Origin of the sequence: Glutamicibacter soli (assembly GCF_052322135.1) — a bacterium.
GTDB classification, from domain to species: Bacteria; Actinomycetota; Actinomycetes; order Actinomycetales; family Micrococcaceae; genus Glutamicibacter; species Glutamicibacter soli.
This window is the reverse complement of record NZ_CM125969.1, coordinates 1,557,871-1,576,758: the sequence shown is the minus strand read 5'-3', so window position 1 is coordinate 1,576,758 and position 18,888 is coordinate 1,557,871. Positions and strand designations below refer to the sequence as shown.

Sequence of the window (18,888 nt, the reverse complement as noted above, 5' to 3'; positions counted from 1 at the left end):
GAGATCAAGCCTAGCGCTCCCCTGCGGCTCGCTTGCCTTGAATTCGCGCATGTTACGCACCAAATGCCAACTTTGTGAAAACTTTCACTTAGTCGGGATATCCAGATTTATTGTGACGCCACATGGCGCCACACCCGCTGCAAGTCTGACTTTTCGTAGGTTTCCACTACTGCGCGTTCAGAATCATCCCTGCGGCCACCGTGTTGTTGGTGACCTCATCGATCAAAATGAACCCACCGGTTTGACGGTTCCTGTGGTACTCATCGGCCAGTAGAGGCTGTGTGGTGCGCAACTGTATGCGTCCAATCTCATTGAGCTGCAGCCCGGACACAGTCTCATCACGGTGCAATGAGTTGATATTCAGGCCGTACCTCAGATCTTTGATCAGCGCCCGCGCTGTTTTCGTGGTGTGCTTGATGGTTAGCTTCTGTCCCACGTTCATCGGCTTTTCGCTCATCCAGCAGATCATCGCCTCAAAATCTTGCGCAACCTTCGGCTGGTTGTGCGGGCGAACAATCATGTCGCCACGCGAGACGTCGATGTCTTCCTCCAACCTGACTGTCACGGACATCGGTGGGTACGCTTCATCAACAGTCCCATCGGCAGTGGATATCTCCTTGATAGTCGCTGGTAAGCCGCTGGGTAGCACTGTCACCTGGTCTCCGGCTTTCAACACCCCACTGGCAACCTGGCCCGCGTATCCACGATAGTCGTGGTAATCGTTGTTATGGGGTCGGATGACGCACTGCACAGGGAAACGAACGTCCACAAGGTTCTGGTCGCTTGCAACCTGTACGGTCTCAAGATGGTGCATCAAGGAGGCGCCCTGGTACCAAGGCATATTTTCGGAGCGGGTCACCACGTTGTCACCGGTCAGTGCACTGACCGGAATTACGGTAACGTCCACGATGTTTAGCCGTGCGGCATAATCGACAAACTCACGTCGTATTTCCTCGAAAGCCTCTTCCGACCAACCCACAAGGTCCATCTTGTTGACAGCTATCACCAGGTGCGGCACTCTCAGCAGGGACACTAGGAAGGTATGACGGCGAGACTGCTCCACCATGCCCTTTCGAGCGTCGACGAGAACGATGGACAGATCCGAGGTGGAGGCACCGGTGACCATATTCCGGGTGTACTGGATGTGCCCGGGGGTATCGGCAACGATGAACTTGCGCCGCGGAGTGGCGAAGTAGCGGTATGCTACGTCGATCGTGATCCCCTGCTCTCGCTCGGCACGCAAACCGTCGGTGAGCAAAGCGAGGTCCGTGTATTCACTGCCGCGCTCAGCACTCGTCTTCTCCACTGCATCCAACTGGTCAGCGAAAATCGCCTTGGAATCAAACAGCAGTCGCCCAATCAGCGTGCTCTTACCGTCATCCACCGATCCTGCAGTGGCAATGCGTAGCAGGTCCATTTTAGAAATACCCTTCTTTCTTCCGATCCTCCATGGCCGCTTCGCTGACTTGGTCATCGCCGCGGGTTGCCCCTCGTTCAGTAATGTGGGTCGCGGCGACCTCGTCCACGATGTCTGCGGCGGTGCGCGCTTCGGAGGCGACCGCAGCTGTCAGGCTTGCGTCCCCGACGGTGCGATATCGCACTGTACGCACTGAAACCGGCTCATCTTCGCGTGGACGACAGAATTCATGGACACCAAAGACCATGCCGTTGCGTTCAAACACCTCGCGCTCATGAGCGAAATACAGTGACGGCAATTTCACGTTTTCACGGTCGATGTAGTTCCAGATGTCGAGCTCGGTCCAATTGGACAACGGGAAGACGCGGATGGACTCCCCGAAGTTCAATCGCGTGTTGTACAAGTTCCACAGTTCTGGACGCTGGTTCTTTGGATCCCACTGTCCGAACTCGTCGCGGAAGGAGAAAACGCGTTCCTTGGCTCGGGCCTTCTCCTCATCACGGCGGGCTCCGCCCATGAGCGCATTCAGCTGGTGCTTTTCAGTTGTTTCCAACAGCACAGGAGTCTGGATGCGGTTACGTGAACCATTCTTCTCCTCGGCCACTCGTCCGGCATCAATCGCTTCTTGGACGGACCCGACAATGAGGCGCACGCCCCTGCGCTCGACCTCCGCATCTCGAAAGTCAAGAACTTCCTGGAAGTTATGTCCCGTATCAATGTGCACCACTGGGAAAGGAATAGCTGCAGGCGCGAAGGCCTTGGCTGCAAGATGCAACAGCACGGCAGAATCCTTGCCACCTGAGAATAGCAGCCCCGGACGTTCAAGTTCCGCGACCACCTCCCGAATGATGTAAATAGCTTCAGCTTCCAATGCGGAGAGCTGATCCAATCGGTATTTCATGCCGCTGGCAGTTTGCAGCTTCATCGAGTGATCCCCCAATTCGATCGTCATGGTCTTGTTCCTAGGCAGGTTCGAAACTGCCGATGAGATCCAGAATCCGGCCCGCATGCTGCGGATGGCAGATGAGCAAATCCGGAAGGTAAGGGTTGGGCATGTTGTACTCCAACGGGTCACCATTTATCCGGCTGGCATGTAAGCCGTAGGCCTGTGCGACGGCGACGGGCGCTGCGGAATCCCATTCATATTGCCCGCCCGCGTGCAGGTAGATATCAGCTTCACCTCGGATCAGCGAGCAAATCTTGTACCCCGCGGAGCCCATGGGCACCAGAGTCGCTCCAAGTTCGCTACCGATGCAGTGCACAAGTTCGGGAGCCCTGGTTCTGGACACCGCTATACGCAGACTGTCCTTCTGCAGATGCAAACCACCGGGTTGTGGCTGACTGGTGAGAACTTCTCCGCGGCCTGGCAATGCCACTGCGCCGGCAGTCAGCTCGCCGCGTTCCCAGAGTGCTACGTGTACGGCAAAGTCTTTTCGGAACTCGGAGTACTCCCGGGTTCCGTCCAGCGGGTCAATGATCCATACCCGTTCGCTGTGCAAGCGCGCAGAATCATCCGTAGCTTCTTCAGAAAGTACTGCATCGTTCGGATAGTAGCGCCGTAGTTGCTGCGCCAGAAAATCTTGCGCGGCGCGGTCTCCGGCATTTTTCAGCTCTTGTCCCGCCAACCCAGAAATTTCGGCTTCTGCTCGCAAACGCATTAGAACGTCGCCAGCCCGCCTAGCGAATTCGGCGGCCTGATTGATATCCCCCATGTTGTCCCCTCTGCCCGAAATCGGGCCGTGTGCACATCCCCATGCGCACAAGTCTTGCGACCATCGTAGCCCGTGAACAGAAAAGGATAAAGCCTTTTGCGTAAATAGTATTTGTATGTTTTGGGCAGATTGCTGGCCGAATTCTCACCGGCCACTTATCGTGGGTGTGGGGACGTAATCTAGGGGGAAAATAATATGAGGGAATTATCTGGGGTTGAGCTACGGGGGCCGCTGGTACAAATTGACGGAGCGCTCCTAGACGAACTGGAATTGTTGCTCGGAGGTTTGCAGCGGGACACTCCAGCCCACGGGGCTGCAACTTTCCATGATCGTTTGGCCAGGCAAGTAGGTGAACGGACCGATTTTTCACGGCTGACCTTGGCAGACGCCGATGGCACCCCGCTGGCAGAAGCGAGGTGGGCGACCGGCGACGAGCGACTCCAACTTACGCGATTGGCTGAAGCCGAGCATGGGCCAGGCCGCGAATTCAGACTAACCACTCCGTTGACCGGTGCCGCCGGTGTCGTCTTGATGGACCGGGCCCCCAGCCTGGCGCAACTAGCTAGTTTGAAAGGCCTTATGTCTGCAGGCGACGTACTGCTCCTGGTGGCAGGCAGCACCGATGCCTCATCAAGTAGTTACGCGCGGTTGCTGTCCGAATTGCAGGCTGCTGGCCACCTTTTGCCTGAAGTGCGCGTAGCTCACGTAGTGGTTCCAGAGCACTGCGATATGGGTCAAGTACTGGCGCGATTAGATGCCCCGGTGCTGCGTGATTTGCGCGGCAAGGAATCAACGGCACACGGCGAAACTGGCGGCATCGTAGTGATGTTCACAGGCCTGTCTGGTTCAGGAAAGTCAACCCTTGCACGTAGTGTGCGCGAAAGACTGCAGCACCAGCACTTACGACCCGTATTGCTGGATGGGGATGACGTCCGACGATTCGTGTCCAAGGGGCTTGGTTTTTCACGCGAGGACCGCGAAACGAACGTCGAACGCATCGGCTGGATCGGTGCGCGCGTCGCCGAGGCCGGCGGGATCGCCTTGTGTGCCCCGATCGCCCCTTTCGATGAGACACGCAAGCGGGTGCGGGAACTGGCCGAACAAGCCGGTGCAACCTTCCACCTGGTCCATGTCTCGACACCACTGCAAGTATGCGAGACTCGAGACCGCAAGGGGCTGTATGCCCAGGCCCGTGCGGGAGATATCAAGGATTTCACGGGCATTGACTCGCCCTACGAGGTGCCTTCGGCTCCAGCTCTGCGATTGGACCTAGGGTCGTTGACCTTGCAGGACGCCACGGACCAAGTTCTGGCGCTCATGGAAAAGTAGGGGCTTAACCTCGCCCACGGCAGTGCGGGTGGCCCGGTCGCCGGGCCACCAGCACTGATGTTAAGGACTGTTACAGCGGCCAGACCAGCGGAACCACGGTCAGAGTCACCACACCGGATATGATGCTCATCGGCACACCAATGCGTATGAAGTCCATGACCTTATACCCACCCGGCCCCATAACCATCAGATTAGTTTGATAGCCAATCGGAATGATGAAACTGGCCGACGCCGCAATCATGACAACAATTGCGAACGGCATGAAGTTCGCTCCCACGGAGTCGGCCACCGCCATGGCAATTGGAAAGACCAGGACTGCGGCCGCATTATTGGTCAGTAGTTCGGTGAAGATCACCGTCACCACAAAGACCATGGTCAGCGCTCCAAAGGCTCCAACCCCGTCAAATAGCAGCGTCTCGGCCACGATCTGTGCCGCTCCGGTTTTCACCATTGCCTCGCCCAGGGCGAAGGATGCAGCGATTACGATAATGACTTGCAGATCGATATGCCGGCGCAGATTGCCCGCAGCGAGGCATCCCGTGGCCAGCATTGCTGCCGCGGCCAGCAAGGCCGCCTGGATAACTTCGAGGACACCGAAGGCATTGAGCAGCACCATGGCTACAAGAATCAAGATCGCCCATGGCGCCTTGCGATAGTTGGCCGGGGCGGAATCGGTAAGGTTGGACACCAGCATGAAATCACGCCGATCGCGGAAGCGGGTGACGAAGTTCGTCCCCGTTTCCATCAAGAGCGTATCGCCAATGCGCAGCCTTACGTCACCAATTTTTCCTCGGAGCATTTCCCCATTGCGTGATATCGATAGGATGACCGCCTCATACCTGGAACGGAATCCGGATTCGCGCACCGTCTTGCCCAAGCTGGCACAGTCGGCACCGACGACGGCTTCTACTAGGCGGCGCTCGGCGAAGCGTACCGGAAGTTTATCCACGTCTCCTGCGCTGGGTACCAGCCCGCGTATTTGGCGTAGTTCCTGGGCGCACTGCGGCGCCCCGATGAAGACCAGCTCATCCAACGGATCAATCATGGTCTCCGGAGTGACCTCAATGACCAGATGATCCTCGCGGTGAATCCGGGCCAGATAGCCGTGCGACAAGTTACGCAGACCTGCCGAGCCTACTGATTTGCCAGCAATTGGCCCGTCCGGCAACACTGTGAAGCCCACCGCATACTCGCGAGCCGTCTCAAGCTGCTCCAATGCACCCGGCCTGTCCGGCAGCAGCCGTTTCCCAAAAACGTAGATGAAAAGCGCGGCCGCGACGGTCAACGGCAAACCAACAGCCGTGATGTCGAACATTTGCAGTGAAACGTCTTTCTGGGATTTCAGCAGCCCTCCCACGATCAGGTTAGTGCTGGTACCGATCAGGGTCATTGTGCCGCCAACAATCGCCATGTAGCTGAGCGGAATGAGCAGCTTGGCCGATGACAGGCGCTGGCGCTGGGACCACTCCTGGACTGCAGGCAGCAACATGGCCACCACGGTGGTGTTGTTCAAAACGGCACTCAACCCGCCGACCGGTAACAACATCCGAGCGTACGCCCCACGAATGCTAGTAGGTCTTCCCAATAGGTTCTGCGCGATCCATTGGACCGCACCTGTTTCGGTAAGCCCCGCCGCCACGACGTAGAGCACCGCCACCGTGAGAACACCGGTGTTAGAGAACCCGCTCAAGGCCTCTTCCGGAGCTAGAATCCCGGTGAGCATCAACACCAGGGCCGCACCCATCACAACGATGTCCGCCGACAGCCGGGTCACGACCAGCATGATGAGCACCAGTGCTACGACAACCATGGTAAAAACGGCATCAAAATCAATCACAATACTCCCCCTGTATTGCTATCGGCCCTCGATCAAGGACCGTAAATTCGAAAACATTCCCAAATATGTTTCCGACCACATTTTCGCATTGACCGGGCCTCACGTCCACTCAAACTTCATGTTCCTGACGCGAGAGGGCCCCGGACGCTGAATTCAGCATCCGGGGCCTGCTCCATCTACTGGCCACGCCGCTCGGCTATTCTTGCGCTGAAATCACCACCGTACCCATTACAGCGTTGGCGGTGCTGGAGTTGGCAGTTCCGGTCAGGCCGCCCACCGTGCCTGCAGAAACCTCGTCACCGGAATCCGCAAGCATCCAGGAAAGATGACCCGCGCCGGCCCCAGCACCAGTTTGCCTCTCCGCCTGCGTGGAAGGAATGCTCCAGGCCGTAGTCGAGGCCGACTTGTCAGCCCAGTAGGACAATACCCAGTCCCCCGCGACTGCCGTCGCCTCCGGCGTCACGTGGGTTGCCTTAGACGATGTCTCTCCTTCCATGGTGAACGAGGCCGCGGAGACCTGCGCATCCCTGTAGACGGAGACCACCAACGTGCCACGAGCGTAGATTCCGGAGGTCACGTTGAGCGTGGCCCCTGCATCTGCGGCAGTAGCCACCCGGGAGAACATCGCCGACTGCATGGAGGCCGTTGCCGCCTGCGCGTGCTGTTCCCAGCCGCTCGGTGCACTGATGGCTTCCGAATACTGGTTAGTGGAGAAGACTGCGACAAGCAGATCGCCTGCTTGGACCGACGCCGGGATCGCCACCGAATGCGTCATGGCACTTGAGGTGCCACCGCTTTCGGCTGAATCCACGAATGTCACCTCGGCGTCGGGCGTGGTGCCAGTGTCTTCAGAAACCTCCACTTCCTGGCTGACGGAATCCGAACCGCCCTGAGGGTCGGAGACCGTCAGTTCCACCGAATGGGTTCCGGCTGTCGGGAATTGGTAGGTGGCGGTCAGACCCTGAGCGATTTCCACCCCGTCTACACTCCAGACATACTCAAGCAAGGCGCCTTCCGGGTCACTTGAATCACTGGCATCAAAGTAGCAAGAGAGAAACTCGCAATCGACACTGAACGAAGCGGTTGGATCTGCATTATTGCCCGAAGGCTGCGTGGCTGCCAGCACCACCGAGGCCATCACGGCGTTTGCCGTGGCGGAATCGGCAGTAGCAGTCAGGCCTCCAGCAGTGGAACTGCCCACCTGTCCGTTCGAGTCGGCCAGCAGCCACGAGAGGTGGCCCCCGCCAGTTCCCGCACCGGTCTGGCGTGCAGTAGCACCGCTCGGAACCGACCAGCTGGTGGTCGATCCCGTCTTGTCCGCCCAGTAGGACAACAGCCAACTGGTCGGTGCCGAAGCCAGCTCAGGGGTGGTATGCCCAGCTGCCGATCCAACCTGAGCCTGCATGGCGAAGGATGCGGCCTGCACCGTCGCGTCTCGATACGCAGAAAGGACCAGCGACCCACGGGCCAAAGTACCAGCATTTACGCTGAGTGTGCTGCCGGCATCCCCCGCCGTAGCTACTTTGGAGAATACGGCACCGCTCATCGAAGTGGTTGCTGCGCCTGCGCGTAGCTCCCATCCATTGGGGGTGGAGATATTGTTGCTGCCGCTGTTAAGCGAGAGCACCGCAATCATCAGGTCACCTTCCTCAACATCACCAGGGATGCCAACAGAATGCGACTGAGTCGTAGCCGTGCCTGGGTTCGCCGCAGAGTTCACGAAAGCGACTTCATTGCCCGGCGTCGGACCTGTGTCTTCAACTACGCTCACGGGTTGGGTGATAGCGTTGGTCGCCCCAGAATCGTCCGTTACCGTCAGGGTCACTTGGTAGGTTCCCTCGGCCCCGAACACGTACGTCGCCGCCATTCCTGTGGCCACCGCACTACCATCAACCTCCCACGAGTATCCGGTTAAGGTACCATCCGGATCCGAGGAAGTCGTGCCGTCGAAGGTGCAAGACAAATAGACGCAGTCCACACTAAACGCTGCGGTCGGCAGCTCATTCGGCGTGGTGGAAACTTCCACGTCTACCTCGACGCTGTCGGTCTCCCCGTCATCATCCGTGACGGTGAGCGTAACTTGATAAGTTCCCGCCGCAGCGAACTCGTGTTCAAAGATCGCGTCCGAAGAGGAGCCACCATCTGAACTAGTCCAGGCCCACGACACAATCTCACCATCGGAATCCGATGAGGTGACTGAATCAAAAGAGCAGGCCAGCTGATCACATGTCGTGGTGATCGCGGCTTCAGGCGCAGCATTCGGTGGTTCGGTGACCTCCACGGTGACCTCATCTGTGGCGGTAGCCCCGTCGGCGTCACTAACCGTCAGCGTAGCAGTGTAGGTTCCCGCAGCAGCGTAGTTATGTTCGGCGACTTCACCCGTTCCGGATTCTCCGTCGCCGAATTGCCAAGCATAGCTTGCAATATCACCGTCCGGATCATTCGATCCACTGCCGGTAAAGCTACAAGTCAAGCCCGTGCAGTCTCCCCCGGCAACAGCGGTAGGGGGCTGGTTGGGCAACGGTGGCGCACCATCACTGTCCATGGCCAGCAGAGCGTTGGCCGCCCAGAATACGCCGTTGTCATCTGGGTTACTTACTACCCGCGTTGCACCATTCGGAGCTCCGTCCGTGGCAGTTTGCGCCCAATCCACAGCATTCAATGCACCGTTCGGCGTCGCATAGTACATCGTGTCGCCGATCAGGAACATGCCGCGAACCTGTCTGAAATCGATGCCCGACGAGGCGGCCGATGCAATTGTAAAACGCTGTGCGCCTACAATCTGGCTACTCAGGTCGAAATAGCGCATATACAGGTTGGCGTCCCCCGCCAGCGTGAAATAGATCCGGTTGTTGGCCAGGAAGAGCCCGGTCATCTGCTGGATCTCGCTTGAGAAGTTGGTCAGACCGTATAGCTCAAGCGATGTCGCTCCGCCTAAGCTTGCGCCGTTGTAATTGCGCGCCTGGAGCGTTCCGTTGGACATAGCGAGATAGACCTTGCCGTCGCCAATGAATCCACCGCGTACCTGCTCCCAGCCAACATCACTGCTCAGCTCGGTTGCCCCCTTCGAGGCGGATTGACTGCCATCGAAGTAGACCTCGGGAACAGTGCTGTCCTCCACTGGAGCTTGCGCATCCAGATCCACGATTTCTATGCCGTAGACCGCAGGATTCTCCGTCACATGATCGAACGAGATGTTAATATTGCCGTCACTGACAACATTCTTGCTAATCATCGTTCCGATGTTGTGTCCAGGATTGGCATTGATGTCCACGTTGTCGAACGCGAGCTGGTTCTCGACGTTCACGTCATAGACTCGCGAGCCGGGCGCGGTTGTGCAGTTACAGCGGTCAGCCAGATAGATGCGCACTTGGACGTTCTTTCCGTTGTCCACAGGGAAGGCATATTCCAGCCGATTGCCGCCTGCTGCGTCCCAGCGTTCGTCGGAGAACAAACCGATCGGAGTCGTTTGTGGCACCGATCCATCCAGTGAACCTACAGCTTCATAGCTGGCAACGTTGCTGCCTGATGTCCGGTAGTTACTGCCGGGGGCCGTGTTGTCGGTAATCCAGTCAATGCCCGAATCCGTTGCAGACAAGGTTGGACCGCCGGTGTTCAATCGGTACAGATACCGGGGATCGGTCGGGCCATTTGAAGCGCCAGCCTGTAATACGTCTACTGGCAACTCCACCTCGTCTGCTTGCGGAATCTGAGATCCGTTGGCCAAAGGGAAGAGCGCAATGCGTCCACGGTAGATGTAACGGGCAATCCGGTCGGTGTCCGAACCCACCCACAGTCCCTGCGAGGTAGCGAGCAAGTCAAACACACCTCTACCGCGGTCACGTCCTGGGTTCCAGTCGATCGGCATGCCGTTGCTGGCATTCAGCGCCCCGATGCCTTCACGGTCTACCGCACCCTGCCCTGCGGCATCAGCGCGGAAGGGGTTGTTAATCCAGCGCATATGCCCACCGTAGTACACAGTTTCGCCAGTTGCCTCCACTGCGTAGACACTGTCGCCGCCCGTGTAGTCGACCCACGCAGGATTGATCTGGTTACCAGCGTCGTCGGCCTCCCACCGTGAAACCGTGTCGCACAGGGTCGGTGGCCCACTGCCGTATCCGCCCATCGATGACAGGACGAAATAGCTTCCATCGGGCGACCAATCCAAATCATTCAGATAATATGCGAAAACTGAATAGCACATGGGCTTCCAGCGGTCTGTATGCCAATCAGCCACCACTGTGTTCGCCCCTGAGAGGTCTAGCACGCCTACTTGAACACGGTCCTGACCATTAATGGTCGAAAAATTACCTGTGGCGACTAGAGTCTTACCGTCTGGGCTGACGTCGAACTTGTGGACGAAGGTGCTTCCGCCGTTGTGGGTTCCAGCAAATACCACATTCGTCGCGTCCGACAAGGCGCCCGTCGTGGCATTCACCTCCGCCAAACCAGTACGGGTTTGGCCTCGCACGGTAGCGAATTCGCCACCGATGAACATACGATTACCGACGAGCTTCAAGTCGTGGACGACCGCATCAATATTGCCCGTATTGAACTGCGTGATACGGGCACCGTTCGCGGTGTTCAGCCTCACGACCTTCGGTACTGAAGCGCCGTTCAGAGTGCCAAATTGCCCCCCCACATATACAGAGTTCCCGTCGGGCGAAGCCACAACGGAACGCACGGTACTGTTAAAATTTGGTACGAAGCCAGTGCTAATTGCACCCGTGTTCTTGTTAAACGCCACGATCCGATTACGGGAAAGTACCGGTCCACCATTTGCCGCCTGCACCTGAGTGAACGAACCGCCCAGGACAATGAGGTCCCCAACCTCTGCTACAGAAAAAACAATGCCGTCCAGGACGTGCGGCGTGTTAGATGCCGGCGACGAAGACACAACTGAGTTGTACTCCTGTTCCGAGGCCTGCGCTGGCACAGCCGATAGCCCAGCTATGCCCGCAGCCACTGCCACGCTGGCAACGGCTGCGATAATTCTCTTGATCTTCATTTGCTCCCCCAAGCCATCTCCGAGATGTGCCTTGAATAGCGTGAACCGGAATGAGCTCCGACCACTTCCCCAATTATCACGAGGAGCACGACGGGGAAGAACAGGGAACCAGCGACAGGTGTACCCGAAATTGTCTCTGGCTACCTATAAACATTTCTCCCAGGCTTTGGGCGAACCAGAACCGTCAGCGCCCTTTGCTAATAGCGTCCACGCAGGTCAAATCGGTAATCAGGTGAGATTCAGGAAGTTCACCTCAGATTTTCAGGTCATTGAGCAGTTCTCAATACTGCGGGACAACCACTTGGGATAGATGTATTTTCATACCTGTTCTCAGATAAAACTACTTGGAAAAGTCGAGAATTCACGTTTTGACCCGATCGAGACCTTCCCAGCACCGACACGGAGCGATACGCTGACTGACATCTGAAATTTATTGGGAATTCGCTGTTTCCGATAATCGGTTTTGAACTGGGGATGTAAACCGATGATGCCACGTAGCTTTGGGGGATCCCGCGTGGCCTCCGGTGCTTTGCGCTCGCCGCGGGCATCCGGGTGGCCAACGCGTAATGCGTCATGGCCACTTTTGGTCTTTTTCTTCAGCTTTCCACTTTGGTGGTTGCTCGGCCTGAGCACTTTCGGCTTTTTAGCTGTCGGGGGTCTTCTGGCCTATTACCTTTTGAAACTGCCTAGCATCAAGGTGCCCCCTGGATTTATCTATTGGTCACTGTTTTTAGGTGTCGCCTTCATCGGCGTACTCACTTTGTGGGTTCCGGTGCCTGGGCTCATGTCGGAATCCGGCCCATCCCGGATTTTGAGCTGGGCGTTTCGAATCCTATGGATGCTCGCCGCAACGGCCGTCATGTTGTTCATCGGAAACTCCTCTCGACGCCTTTTGCCAGACCGTGCCTTAGTCTTGGCACTTGGAAGCCTGTTCATGTACACAGTCATGGGCGGCTACGCAGGAATTTTCCTGAGCGAATTAGATTTCCCGTCTGTATTGGAAATACTGCTGCCAAAATCAATATCTTCCGTTACTTTTGTGCAATCACAGATTCATCCGGGGCTGGCGCAAGTACAGGACATTCTTGGTTATGATAGCCCCCGCCCGATGGCTCCATTCGACTATGCGAATTCCTGGGGCGCAAATTTCGGGATCCTACTTCCGTTTTACTTGTTGTCGTTCCGATACGCGACTAAACCCGTAGCTAGGACACTACTCTGGTTTGGACTGCTGGCCTCGATTCCACCTGCTGTACTCTCTCTGAACCGGGCCATGTGGCTGGGGTTGATAGCAATGGGCCTTTTTATGCTCATCCGCCTTGCCTTGTCGGGACGGTTCATGGCGCTGGCGACCACGCTCTTCGCTGCACTCGGCGGAGCACTCGTCCTGCTCTATACACCGCTGTGGGATATCGTCGAAACGCGATTGGAGAATCCGCATAGTAATAGCGGACGGACCAACCTCGCCGAATATACAATCCAGGTCGTTCTGGAACACTCACCGATTATCGGCTTCGGTTCCACTCGGACTCGCCAGGGTAATTTCTTCTCCATAGCTGCCGGCGCAACTGCCGACTGTCACCAGTGCAACCCGCCACAACTGGGCACGCAGGGCAGCCTGTGGTTTCTGATCTTCTGCACAGGAATCCTCGGCACGATTTTGTTTTTCGTGTTCTTTACCAAGCATTTCGGACCGGTTCTACGCGCTCGTCATCCCGTGCATCGAACCATGATCTACCCGGCAATTTTCTACCTGTGTGTCCTTCCGACATACGACATCATGACTACTTCACTCTTCCTGCTAATGATCGCCGTCGGTATCTCGTGGCGGCACGCGGCTAATCCCGACAACGAATTGACGATGAAAGGGCTCGGCAACCAATGACATCTGTGACCAGCGAACGACTCGACACGATGGTAGGCACCTTACGTCATCTTTATCCGAACGCGAGCCTTAGCTTTACGCAACGCCTGGACCCCGAAGCACAGGGCTACAGGTTCGTGCCCTCTGGGGCCAACCCGCGGTTGGCTGTACCTGCCGGATCTGCAGCGGCGGCCTCGCTGACAGTTCAACGGCCCTGTGCATCGGACACCCTCGTCCATACCGGAAGGCGAACTGCCCTGGGATATTTGTTGCAAAGGCGCTGGGGAAAGGTCTTGATGCCCTCGGGGATCGGGATCCACGACTCGAGCGATTCCATCGAACAGACCCTTTCCGAAATCTTTGGGCAACCAGTGCTACTCGGATTGATGACAGGGTCGGCCCGGGCGAACCGCAAGCCTGTGCTCTCCGTCTTTTCCACGGATGGAGAGGAAATTGGATTCGCCAAGCTCGGACTCGGTGAACTGGCATCCCAGTTGATCAACGACGAGCATCAGGCACTATTGGCCGTCCAGAGGCAGAATAATCCGTCGTTCCGCGCTCCCCGGCCCATCGCGCTGGCAGATTTCGGTGGCAACCCATTACTGGTGATGAGCGCGCTGCGACCTGATGTGCGACAGCGCCGCCTGTGGCTGCCGGCCAGTGCGGCCGAAGCGATCGTCAACACCGCCAGCACATATAGCACTTGGGTTGACGGCTCACCCTGGATGACAGGCCTGCGCGAAACCCTGAGTGCCGTCCAAGTTCCCGAAGCACGCGAGATTGAAATATTGCTCTCGGATCTCGTTCAGAAATTTCCCACCATTCCCGTGCGCTTTGGCGGGGCGCATGGAGACTTCGGTCCCTGGAATATGGCCCGGCAGGGCCAGAACTTGTTCGTCTGGGATTGGGAACGCTTCAGCGGCGACATGCCCGCCGGGCTGGATCTGTACCACTTTGCCGTCCACGAACTCTTGCGTGCTAATCCGACAGCGGCTGCAGCGATTAAAGCATTCGGCGCGCCCGATCTGCGGGCAGGCGTCCTGCGCCTGCAAGGAAACCTGGCACATCATGACGAGCACCTTCAATTGCTGCCGCTCATGTACCTGGCCGCGCTAGCGACGAGGTTCATCGCTGACGGTGCCAAGTACAACGTCACGGACACCTTTGCATTGGGGGCTGGGCACCTACGTCTGGCCCGGGAACTGCTCACGTTGACCCAAGGAGGAACTATCAATGTCTAATCAGGAATTCGTTGTCGAAGACACCCTGAAATACTCTGCACGGCAGTTGGCCCGTACGACCCTGCTCGGGTTGGGGCAGATGACCGCCGGGCTACGCCTGTCCCCTGCGTTCATCATTGCCGGTGCCCAGCGTTGCGCTACAACCAGCTTGTTCAGAATGCTGGCCCGCCACCCGCAAGTGCAACCGCCGGTCATGAACAAGGGCATCCACTTCTTCGACACCGCCGACCGTTACGCTCGGGGTTCAAATTTCTACGCAGCGCACTTCCCGCTGTCCCGCCCGGGAGCTCGCAAGTTGGTCAGCGGGGAAGCCAGCCCCTACTATCTGTTCCACCCCTTGGCGATGGAGCGTATCGCCCAGGTCGCCCCGCAAGCCCAAGTGATTGTGCTGCTGCGGGACCCCGTGGAACGGGCGTTCTCCGCCTATAAGCAAGAGCGAGGTCGCGGATTTGAGACGCTTTCCTTTACCGAGGCACTTGCTGCCGAGGACGAGCGGCTTGACGGCGAGGAAGATCGGATCATCGCTGACCCCACCTACCAGTCCTACAATCACCAGCACTATGGGTATGTGGCCCGCGGGCGTTACGCCCGGCAGTTGCGCCGAGCCGAAGCAGCACTAGGCCCAGGCAAGCTCACAGTGCTGGATTCGGATGCCTTCTTCCGCCCCGGCCTTCAGGGCTGGGACGACCTTCTTCAAAAAATCGGTCTGGATCCATGGCGACCCGACGAAATCGTGCATTCCAATGCACGGCCCAGCGGTGAGCTGGATCTGGATCTGCGTGCTGCACTGGTATCTGGCTACGACGAAGACAACGAGGAACTCGCCGACTACCTGGGCTACCGACCGAGCTGGATGTTATGACACTCTTCGCGTTGCACGGCCAGGATCAAAGTCAAACGCTTGCTTCGACCTTGCGCCGGCCATTGCGCTCCTGGCGACGTACCGTGGCTTGCTTCCTGATCGCCATTACGGTGGCGACCGGAGCATTCTTGGCCCAAACGCCTCAGTTCACCGCGCGCACGGACGTAGTGGTTATCGCCGTGACCGGCAGCACGAACGCAGACACCCAGTCAGATGTCTCGATCGACTCGGCAGTACAGATTCTGTATTCGGACGCGGTACTAGGAGAGACTGCACGCCTCCTAGACTATCCGGGTCGTTCTTCGGGACTGCTTGATGACCTGTCCATCGATCCGTTGATCAATTCCCGTCTTTTGCAGCTAAAAGTCTCCAATCCCGACGCACGACTCGCCTACCGTGCAGTGACGATGTTGACCGAGAGATTCCTGTCAGCCCGCTTGCAACGGCTAACGGAGCAGAACGAGGTATCGCGGAAAGAGCTGGAAGAAACTGAACTGTCGCTACAATCGCAGCTGGCGTCCATTGGCAGCTCCGGACTGGAGGGCCTGCAGCGTCGGGAACTGGCACAACAATTGGGTGTCGAACTGGCCGAGGCACAGGCGGCGATTTCTGCCATTGACAACCTGCCGCCGTCGGCCGGATTCGTCTCGCGCCAAGCCGTAATGCCCACCGAGGCGAATCGCCGCGGCCGGGCAATATTCTTGGCATCCGCACTGGGTCTGGCGCTGGTCGCATCGTCGATCGTCGCCCCACGGCACCTGCGGAAGCGCAAGCAAGTGCAACAACTCATAGAAAGGGAAAAGGTGGATCTCCATGGCTAGCCATCCCACTGTCACCGTCGTGATTGCGACACAAGATCGTCCCGAACTTCTGCGTCAAGCACTGGATGGCGTTCGCAATCAGGACTATCCAGGGGATATCGAGGTACAGGTCGTTTACGACAACCACGCCCCTGATTACACTCTGGCCGGGGGTGATGCACATCGGCGCGTTACGGTTCGCACCAACACGCGCTCCCCCGGCCTCGCAGGTGCCCGGAATTCCGGGATCCTCGCCGCAACCGGAGAGTTAGTGGCCTTCTGTGACGACGATGACGCATTCAAGCCGTCCAAAGTGCACGAGCAAGTCCAGCTCATTCTGGAGGAAGACGCCGACGGCTGTGTGGCCGGGATCGAGATCCATTACGGGGATAAGCTGATCACCCGAGTGCCTCAGGGTACCCAAATCCATTCCGAGGATATTACTCGAGACAGGATGACCGGCGCCCATCCATCTAGTTACGTCTTTCGCCATGACTTCCTTGTCAATACACTCGGTCTGGTAGATGAGTCTATCCCCTACGGTTACGGAGAAGATTATGACCTCCTGATCCGTGCGGCCAAGAGTGGCAGGATCATGGTATTGCCCCGAGCAGCCGTGGACGTGCTGTGGCACCGAGGAGGCTCCTACTTTTCACGGCGCTGGGAAGCAATGGAGGCTGGCATCAATTACCTGATCGGCAAGCATCCTGAGCTGTTAACCTCGCAGCATACTGCCTCATGGCTACAGGGACAGCGCGCATTTGCCCTGGCTTCATTGCGAGGCAAACGGAGTGAGGGGGTGAAAGCTGCGGCTCAGTCGATCCGACTGAACTGGCGCCAACCGCGCGGATACCTCGCCCTCGGTGTAGCCAGTGGTGCTTTGAACTCCCAGTGGGTTGTCAATCGGCTCAACGAGCGAGGACGAGGTATCTGACACAGCCTATTTCCCGGTGGCCATCTGCCGGATCTTGCGGAACAGGGTGCGCACCGAGCGATCGTTGCGTACCCTGACCTTGTCCAGTTCGGTGGCCAGCGCCTCGCCAGCTGCCTGGGGCGCAGCCACTCTTGGTTCCGTACGGAAGCCGGCAGGATTCGCGAATGCCTCATCAATCATGCGATGCAATTCATCCTCGGAATCAACGAAGACCGCGTTGCCATGCTCGGCCATTACTCGGGTAAATTCAATCTGGTGTCCGTCAACAACTTCTTTCAACTCTGGTACGCGGGGCACTGCCAGCGGGATCACCCCGACCTCGCGCACATCCAAAATTGATCCCGGGCCACCTTGGACCACGACAACTTGGGCATTTCGGTAGATCTCCAGCAGCTCTGCCCGTGGCAAGCGGTCCCGATTTGTACCGAAGGCGGCTGCTCGGCTGGCACCATGCTGGACGAATGCTGTGGGCGCATCAGATTGCTCAGCAGCCCACGAATCGATCCAATCAATCAGTCGGTTGAACAAGTGGTGGTCGGTGCCTACGGATACAACTAGGTCATAGCTTTTGATCTCGTTCACAGCACCGCTCCAATGTTCACAGCTTCCGGATAGTATTTCTTCTGTTCCTCCCACTGGACGCAGAATAGATCCGAGATCGGATAACAAATTCGCCCGCTAAGAGTCGGCATTGTTATCCGGTCAAAGCACTCCATATAGACGGTGCGAATACCCATGATATAGGCAATGATGAAAAAGGGGACGCTGGCTCCGGCTCCAACGGACATGACGACGTCGGGACGCTCGCGCCGCAAAGTTCTCACTGCGAGGACAAGGTTTTTGATCGCATTTGGAATATTGCGGGTCGTCGGCCAGTAACACCACGTGACCTGTTCATCGGCAAGCGCCGTTTCCACCTCGGGACGCTTGAACGTCACCCAGGACCGGTGATGCTGCTCCCACCAGGTCCGCAGTGGCAACAGCTGGGCAAGATGCCCACCAGGTGAAGTAACGAACATGATCTTCATTTCGTTCTGTGCTTTCTCGCTCACCAGGACCACTCCCAACCGTAGGCTCCTTCGAAGCCGCCAAGCGTGAAGCTGGCGCTACCATCTCCTTCGGGAACATCCAATACCACCAGACCTGAAGCTTCGTTTCCGGGCAGGATTGGTGTTTGGATCCGTTCGTCTTCTGATATACAGGATTCTGCATTTCCAACAACATCGATGACTTTTTCTCCATCGCCGTCCCAGGCCCGGAAGTCATGGACGGAAAAGTACAGCTCCGTGAATCCCGAATTGTTCAGGGCGTCGAAGGCATTGACATCGAAGGAGAGCGCCACGTACTGGCCATTGATACTTTCCGGTGCGTCGTCGGCCGTGCATTTGAAGTTCGTTCGCACATTTGTGGCTGTCAACTTTGCATATTCTTCGTCGGAAGACAGGTCCTGAAAGATCGCGGATTCGCCCTTGTCTACCTGCTCATTGCCATGGTCGTTCAACTCTAGCTGTTCCAGAGGATCCGCTTGCGGCTCGGGTGTTGGCGTTCCTCCGCCATCTCCCGAATCGGCCCCCTCCGTGGTCAGATCTGAGGAGTCCTGCCCCGAACCGCTCCCAGTTTGGGATTTGCTGTCTGGTCCAGGTGACGACTCAAGGCCGCTGGCTTCTTTCGTCATCGACGTGCCATCGGATGAATTTGTATTCGATCCATTGGAGCAACTAACCAGTGCCCCCACGCATACTACTGCTACAGCGCATGCCAAAACCTTGTTCACGCCGGTCCCCCCAATAAGACATTGCGAAATATGTTCCCGCTCACACCGGTAACAACAGTTTAGTCGGTGATGATTCACGGGGATAGAGGGTGAGCTGGGCAGCTTAACTC

Annotated in this window: 14 protein-coding genes; 6 read left to right on the top strand and 8 right to left on the bottom strand. The window is 57.5% G+C overall.

What is annotated here, in order from left to right; all coding sequences use genetic code 11:
* Positions 1-166: 166 nt before the first annotated feature.
* From cysN to ACTX90_RS07450, 3 genes are read right to left on the bottom strand one after another with little or no spacing between them, the layout of a single operon-like run.
* Positions 167-1,417, bottom strand: a complete 1,251-nt coding sequence (gene cysN, locus ACTX90_RS07460; RefSeq protein ID WP_443443690.1) for a sulfate adenylyltransferase subunit CysN — start codon at positions 1,415-1,417, stop codon at positions 167-169.
* 1 nt (position 1,418) lies between these two features.
* Positions 1,419-2,342: a sulfate adenylyltransferase subunit CysD gene (cysD, locus tag ACTX90_RS07455; RefSeq protein WP_443444001.1), complete on the bottom strand. Its 924-nt coding sequence runs from the start codon at positions 2,340-2,342 to the stop codon at positions 1,419-1,421.
* A gap of 37 nt (positions 2,343-2,379) precedes the next feature.
* Positions 2,380-3,129, bottom strand: coding sequence for a 3'(2'),5'-bisphosphate nucleotidase CysQ (locus ACTX90_RS07450; protein WP_443443688.1), 750 nt, complete (start codon positions 3,127-3,129; stop codon positions 2,380-2,382).
* Between the two features lie 453 nt (positions 3,130-3,582).
* Between ACTX90_RS07450 and cysC the strand changes: the two genes are divergently transcribed.
* Positions 3,583-4,458, top strand: a complete 876-nt coding sequence (gene cysC, locus ACTX90_RS07445; protein ID WP_443443686.1) for an adenylyl-sulfate kinase — start codon at positions 3,583-3,585, stop codon at positions 4,456-4,458.
* A gap of 70 nt (positions 4,459-4,528) precedes the next feature.
* On the opposite strand, the gene ACTX90_RS07440 is transcribed toward cysC, so the two are convergent.
* Both ACTX90_RS07440 and ACTX90_RS07435 read right to left on the bottom strand, forming a co-directional pair.
* Positions 4,529-6,295 carry an SLC13 family permease gene (locus ACTX90_RS07440; protein ID WP_443443684.1) on the bottom strand — a complete coding sequence of 589 codons (1,767 nt, stop codon included), beginning with the start codon at positions 6,293-6,295 and terminating at the stop codon, positions 4,529-4,531.
* Positions 6,296-6,491: 196 nt separating this feature from the next.
* Positions 6,492-11,303 (bottom strand): PKD domain-containing protein, encoded by a 4,812-nt coding sequence (locus tag ACTX90_RS07435; RefSeq protein WP_443443682.1) that lies wholly within the window; start codon positions 11,301-11,303, stop codon positions 6,492-6,494.
* A gap of 616 nt (positions 11,304-11,919) precedes the next feature.
* On the opposite strand from ACTX90_RS07435, the gene ACTX90_RS07430 reads away from it, so the two are divergent.
* Genes ACTX90_RS07430 through ACTX90_RS07410 form a run of 5 tightly spaced genes read left to right on the top strand, consistent with a single transcriptional unit; the run spans position 11,920 to position 17,004 of the window.
* Entirely contained in the window at positions 11,920-13,188 is a 1,269-nt protein-coding gene (locus ACTX90_RS07430; protein WP_161449429.1) for an O-antigen ligase family protein, read from the top strand.
* Complete coding sequence (locus ACTX90_RS07425; protein ID WP_161449428.1) at positions 13,185-14,408, top strand: hypothetical protein; 1,224 nt, start codon at positions 13,185-13,187, stop codon at positions 14,406-14,408. Before ACTX90_RS07430 ends, ACTX90_RS07425 begins: the two co-directional genes overlap by 4 nt.
* Positions 14,401-15,270 (top strand): sulfotransferase family protein, encoded by an 870-nt coding sequence (locus ACTX90_RS07420; protein WP_443443679.1) that lies wholly within the window; start codon positions 14,401-14,403, stop codon positions 15,268-15,270. The genes ACTX90_RS07425 and ACTX90_RS07420 overlap by 8 nt, the downstream gene beginning before the upstream one ends.
* Positions 15,267-16,091, top strand: a complete 825-nt coding sequence (locus ACTX90_RS07415; protein WP_443443678.1) for a YveK family protein — start codon at positions 15,267-15,269, stop codon at positions 16,089-16,091. Before ACTX90_RS07420 ends, ACTX90_RS07415 begins: the two co-directional genes overlap by 4 nt.
* Positions 16,084-17,004, top strand: coding sequence for a glycosyltransferase family 2 protein (locus ACTX90_RS07410; protein ID WP_443443676.1), 921 nt, complete (start codon positions 16,084-16,086; stop codon positions 17,002-17,004). The genes ACTX90_RS07415 and ACTX90_RS07410 overlap by 8 nt, the downstream gene beginning before the upstream one ends.
* A 6-nt stretch (positions 17,005-17,010) precedes the next feature.
* Here ACTX90_RS07410 and ACTX90_RS07405 read toward each other — a convergent pair whose 3' ends face one another.
* From ACTX90_RS07405 to ACTX90_RS07395, 3 genes are read right to left on the bottom strand one after another with little or no spacing between them, the layout of a single operon-like run.
* Positions 17,011-17,586, bottom strand: a complete 576-nt coding sequence (locus tag ACTX90_RS07405) for a glycosyltransferase (protein ID WP_161449424.1) — start codon at positions 17,584-17,586, stop codon at positions 17,011-17,013.
* Positions 17,583-18,056: a PssD/Cps14F family polysaccharide biosynthesis glycosyltransferase gene (pssD, locus tag ACTX90_RS07400; RefSeq protein ID WP_368733724.1), complete on the bottom strand. Its 474-nt coding sequence runs from the start codon at positions 18,054-18,056 to the stop codon at positions 17,583-17,585. The genes ACTX90_RS07405 and pssD overlap by 4 nt, the downstream gene beginning before the upstream one ends.
* Positions 18,053-18,679 carry a hypothetical protein gene (locus ACTX90_RS07395; protein ID WP_443443673.1) on the bottom strand — a complete coding sequence of 209 codons (627 nt, stop codon included), beginning with the start codon at positions 18,677-18,679 and terminating at the stop codon, positions 18,053-18,055. Before ACTX90_RS07395 ends, pssD begins: the two co-directional genes overlap by 4 nt.
* Between the last annotated feature and the right edge of the window lie 209 nt (positions 18,680-18,888).

Coding starts and splice junctions, on each gene's coding strand:
- ACTX90_RS07435 (WP_443443682.1), bottom strand. CDS start 11,303: ATGAAGATCAAGAGAATTATCGCAGCCGTTGCCAGCGTGGCAGTGGCT.
- ACTX90_RS07420 (WP_443443679.1), top strand. CDS start 14,401: ATGTCTAATCAGGAATTCGTTGTCGAAGACACCCTGAAATACTCTGCA.
- cysN (WP_443443690.1), bottom strand. CDS start 1,417: ATGGACCTGCTACGCATTGCCACTGCAGGATCGGTGGATGACGGTAAG.
- ACTX90_RS07425 (WP_161449428.1), top strand. CDS start 13,185: ATGACATCTGTGACCAGCGAACGACTCGACACGATGGTAGGCACCTTA.
- ACTX90_RS07415 (WP_443443678.1), top strand. CDS start 15,267: ATGACACTCTTCGCGTTGCACGGCCAGGATCAAAGTCAAACGCTTGCT.
- ACTX90_RS07395 (WP_443443673.1), bottom strand. CDS start 18,679: ATGACGAAAGAAGCCAGCGGCCTTGAGTCGTCACCTGGACCAGACAGC.
- ACTX90_RS07450 (WP_443443688.1), bottom strand. CDS start 3,129: ATGGGGGATATCAATCAGGCCGCCGAATTCGCTAGGCGGGCTGGCGAC.
- cysD (WP_443444001.1), bottom strand. CDS start 2,342: ATGAAGCTGCAAACTGCCAGCGGCATGAAATACCGATTGGATCAGCTC.
- ACTX90_RS07410 (WP_443443676.1), top strand. CDS start 16,084: ATGGCTAGCCATCCCACTGTCACCGTCGTGATTGCGACACAAGATCGT.